At 70.8% G+C, this 4,393-nt stretch carries 4 protein-coding genes; 3 read left to right on the top strand and 1 reads right to left on the bottom strand.

Features of this window, described 5'->3' with window-relative positions; translation table 11 throughout:
- Together AC5LUJ_RS11145 and tatB are read left to right on the top strand one after the other, a co-directional pair.
- Positions 1-1,160: S1C family serine protease (locus AC5LUJ_RS11145; RefSeq protein WP_493464903.1), on the top strand; the 1,160-nt coding region annotated here is incomplete at its 5' end.
- A gap of 364 nt (positions 1,161-1,524) precedes the next feature.
- A complete protein-coding gene (gene tatB / locus AC5LUJ_RS11140) occupies positions 1,525-2,199 on the top strand; it encodes a Sec-independent protein translocase protein TatB (RefSeq protein WP_250285988.1) in 675 nt (224 codons plus the stop codon).
- Positions 2,200-2,368: 169 nt separating this feature from the next.
- On the opposite strand, the gene AC5LUJ_RS11135 is transcribed toward tatB, so the two are convergent.
- Complete coding sequence (locus AC5LUJ_RS11135; protein ID WP_250285989.1) at positions 2,369-3,514, bottom strand: Mrp/NBP35 family ATP-binding protein; 1,146 nt, start codon at positions 3,512-3,514, stop codon at positions 2,369-2,371.
- Positions 3,515-3,905: 391 nt separating this feature from the next.
- Here AC5LUJ_RS11135 and AC5LUJ_RS11130 point away from each other — a divergent pair, with 391 nt between their 5' ends.
- The gene (locus AC5LUJ_RS11130; RefSeq protein WP_250285990.1) at positions 3,906-4,364 is read left to right on the top strand and encodes a MarR family winged helix-turn-helix transcriptional regulator; all 459 of its coding nucleotides are present in this window, start codon (positions 3,906-3,908) and stop codon (positions 4,362-4,364) included.
- Positions 4,365-4,393 lie beyond the last annotated feature (29 nt).

The following is a 4,393-nucleotide window of genomic DNA, read 5'->3' as shown; positions in this document are numbered from 1 at the left end:
CGGGTGGGCCGCGCCGGGCCGCGCCGGCGAGATTCCGCCGCCTTTCGTCGCTCCCGGTGCTGGCGCTGCTGCTCGCGGGGCTGCTCGGCGGGGTGGTCGGTGGCATGATCGGTGCCTACGGCGCGTCCGGTGGCGACCACGGCTGGACGGCCTCGTCCGCGCCCGCGTCGCAGGGCGCGGCAGGCGGCGGCACGCCGGCCCCGGGTGAACGCAGCGTCCCGGTCTCCGTCATCGCCGCGCGGGTGCTGCCGTCCGTGGTCACGATCAGTGTGGTCACCCAGGCCGCGACCGCGACCGGCTCCGGTGTGATCATCAGGCCGGACGGCTACATCCTGACCAACAACCACGTGCTGGCCAACGTCAGTGCGAAGGCGCGCGTCTCGGTGACCCGCTACCAGGACCTGCAGCCGATGCCAGCGGAGATCGTCGGCCGTGATCCCAGGACCGACCTCGCCGTCATCCGGATCCGGGCGGACGGCCCGCTGCCCGCGGCGACGCTGGGGCGTTCCGGGTCGCTCGTGGTCGGCGCCCCCCTGGTCGCCATCGGCGCGCCCCTGGGGCTGGCCGGGACCGTGACCACCGGTATCGTCAGCGCGCTGGACCGTGACCCGACCGTGCCGGTGGAATCCGGCGGGGAGTCGCTGCTCATCGGCGCGATCCAGACCGACGCCGCCATCAACCCGGGCAATTCGGGCGGTCCGCTGCTGGACGGGAGCGGCCAGGTCATCGGCATTAACACGGCGATCGCGACAGTGCCCGGTGGTTACGGTGAGCATGGCATGTCCGGGAACATCGGTGTCGGTTTCGCCATCCCGATCGACTACGCGAAGTCGGTGGCCGATGAGATCATCCAGACTGGGCGGGCCACCCATCCGCACATCGGGGTGTCCGCGGTCACGGTTGCGGCGAACGCCCCCACGGGGGCCGGGACGTCCGCCGGTGTCCTGGTCCGTGGCGTCGAGGCCGGGGGGCCGGCGGCACTGGCCGGGCTGCGTCCCGGCGATCTCATCACCAGGATCGGAGACGTCGCTGTCGGTAGCATCAACGATCTGATCACGGCGACCCGGGCACACCGGGCCGGCGAACGGATCACTGTGACGTTCGAGCGGGACGGCCGGGCGCAGGCTGCTCAGGTGACCCTGCGGGAGCAGTCCGGCTGACCGTGCGGCCACGGCCGGCCGTGTCGGATGCCCGTGTCCGCTGGTTGACGGCTTGGTACGGGGTTGACGGCTGGTACGGGTAGGTGGGCGGAACGCGGTCGATGCTCGGGCTCCGGGGCCGGCCCCGGAGCTCCGGTTCCGGAGCCGTTGCGATGATGGCGACGTTGTGATGCCAGAAACACAATGATCGTATGATGGCGGTGACATTGCGATGACAGTATTGTGACGACGACACTGCGATGGGTGGTTGTCCGGGCGTTGTCCGCATAGTTGGAGACCGGTCAGGCGTGGCCCGGGCGACGGCTGGCCGGTGGATGTCGGCAAGCCTGTTTCGTTGATCGCGATTGCAGGGTAGTGTGAAACTGTGTTCAACGGCGTTGGATGGGGCGAGATCGCTGTCCTGTTGGTGATCGGCCTCTTCGTGTTCGGCCCGGAGCGGCTGCCCAAGGTCGCCCGCGACGCGGGCCGGATGCTGCGTCAGATCCGCCAGGCCGCCACCGGGATGCGCGAGGAGCTGCGCTCCGAGCTCGGCCCGGAGTTCGCCGACCTCGATCTGCGGACCCTGCACCCCAAGACCTTCGTCCGCAAGCACCTGCTCGAGGACGACGATCCGGTGCTGCCGTCCTACCTGTCCAAGCGGACGTCCTTCGACAAGATGCTCTTCGACGACGACTCCGACGCCCTGCCCGGGGCGGTGGATCCGCCTCGTCCGCGGCTTTCCTACGACTCCGGTTCCTATGAGGACGCCGCCATCCAGGTGAAGCCCACTCTGTCGCTGGCCAAGGCGTCGCCGGATGGAACGTCCCTGGCCAAGCCGTCCTCGACCGGGCCGTCGTTGACCACGTCGTCGCCCGGGTCCGCGGCTTCCGCCTCCCTGGCGAAGGCCACCTCCCTGACGAAGAGCACGTCCGACAGCTCGGGCCGGCCGGGCCCAGAGGTGTCCTCCGGAGCCGGCGGTGGCGCCTCTCCCACGGCTGGCGGCGGTACCGCGGCCGGCCAGCCGCCGGTCGCGCCGCCGTTCGACGGCGACGCGACCTGAGTTCCCGGCCCGCCCGGAAGGCCGTTGGACGGACGGTCCAGGAGGCTGTTCGGGGGGCAGCCGCGTCCTATCAGTGTTCCCGCAGGCCACTGCCCTGCTCGTTCCCGCCTTGCTCCGAGATCGTACTCGGAAGATCGCCGACAGGAGCCGGCTGAGGGATCCGCCGCGGTCAGTGCTGCCGGGCCGGAGTGAGGCCGAGGGAACGGCCCGCCAGCCCACGGGAGCGGGACGACAGGCGTTCGGCCACCCCCCGGAGGATCTTCCCCGCTTCGGAGTCCGGATCGGAGATCGCCAGCGGGACGCCATTGTCTCCGCCTTCCCGCAGCCGGACGTCGATCGGCACCTGCCCGAGCAGGGGCACCGCGTGCCCGAGGACCCGGCTGAGGCGCTCGGCCACGGCGATGCCGCCGCCGGAGCCGAAGACGTCCACCCGCCCGTCACAGTGCGGGCAGGGCAGCCACGCCATGTTCTCGACCACGCCGACGACGTTCTGCCGGGTCTGGACCGCCACTGTGCCGGCCCGCTCCGCGACCTCGGTCGCGGCGAGCTGCGGAGTGGTGACCACAAGAAGCTCGGAGGAGGGCACGAGCTGCGCCAACGAGATCGCGATGTCGCCGGTGCCCGGGGGCAGGTCGAGCAGCAGGACGTCGAGGTCGCCCCAGAACACGTCCGAGAGGAACTGCTCCAGCGCGCGGTGCAGCATGGGGCCACGCCATGTCACAGGCTGGTTTCCCCGGGTGAACATACCGGTGGAGATGACCTTGACGCCGTGCGCCTGCGGCGGCATGATCATCTTTTCGACCTGGGTGGGCAGACGGTCCACGCCCAGCATCCGGGGGATCGAGTGCCCGTAGATGTCGGCATCGAGGACGCCGACCGACAGTCCGGAGCGGGCCATCGCCGCGGCCAGGTTGACCGTCACCGACGACTTGCCGACGCCGCCCTTGCCGCTGGCCACCCCGTACACCCGGGTCAGCGAGCCGGGCTGGGCGAACGGGATCGCCCGGGTGGCGGTTCCTCCGCGCAGCTTCGTGTGCAGGGCGGCGCGCTGCTCGGCCGTCATCACCTCGAGGCGGACCCGCGTGCCTCGCACGCCCGGCACCGCGGTGACCGCCCGATCGACCCGAGAGACGATCTCCTCGCGCATCGGGCAGCCCGCGACCGTCAGCAACACCACGACGTCCACGGTGTTGTCGTCGGTGACACGTACCGACTCGACCATGTCCAGTTCGGTGATCGGACGCCCGATCTCAGGGTCGAGCACCGTTGCGAGAGCTGCCTGGATCGCGTCCGCGCTAGGCCGGGAAGCAGACAAGAGAACCTCGACCGGTCTGTGTGATGGTGCGTGCGGCTCCTGCCGGCACGCCTGCACGTCCACCATAACCGTAGGTCCAGCCTGGACGCGTCCGACAAGGTACGAACCCGGCCGCTTCCGGCGCGGACGGCACGGCCCCCGGGCGAGCGGTGCTCGGCGGCGCGCCGACCGGCGCCCTGGCGTGACCGGGCCGCCCACGGCCGTCCACGGGCCGGGCGCGGCTGTCGAGAGGTGATGGGCCGGCTGTCAACCCGTCGAGGTCGGTCAAATTGTCGATCATCTGACATCCCTGGCGAGTCCGAGCCCGCGCCCATAGTGCCGACGTACTCTGATCCACGTGACGGTGGACGAGCAAACAGTGGAACAGGAACCGCTGGTCGACCCGCGATCGATGCGCGCGTGGCGTCAGTTCCTGCGAGCTCATTCCTACGTTACCCGCAAGCTGGAAAGCGACCTCGAAACCGAGCACCATTTGCCGCTGGCCTCCTACGACGTGCTGGTGCAGCTTTCCGAGGCGCCGGAAGGCGCGTTGCGGATGAACGAGCTCGCGGAGGCGGTGCTGCTGTCGCGCAGCGGACTGACCCGGCTGGTCGACCGGCTGGAACGTGAGGGCCTGGTCGAGCGCCGCTCGTGTCCGTCGGACGCGCGGGGGACGCTGGCCACCCTCACCCCGGAGGGCCGCCAACGGCTGCGGGTCGCGTCCCGGACCCATCTCGCCGGGGTGTCCAAACACGTGACCAGCCACTTCAGCCCCGACGAACTGGACACACTCGCCGACCTGCTGGGCCGGCTCGACCATTACCCGCCCGCGCGGCACCCACCGGGCGGTGGCTGCGGCCAGAGCGTGTAGCCGGCCGGCGGCCCGGCGCCCGGCCGGGG

Source organism: Protofrankia sp. CiP1_Cm_nod3, from assembly GCF_982290655.1.
The sequence above is the reverse complement of the archived record's forward strand: the minus strand, read 5'-3'. Positions and strand labels throughout refer to the sequence as shown.

What these genes read in the sequence shown, in the direction of transcription:
- AC5LUJ_RS11130 (WP_250285990.1), top strand. Translation starts at nt 3,906, where the DNA reads ATGCGCGCGTGGCGTCAGTTCCTGCGAGCTCATTCCTACGTTACCCGC.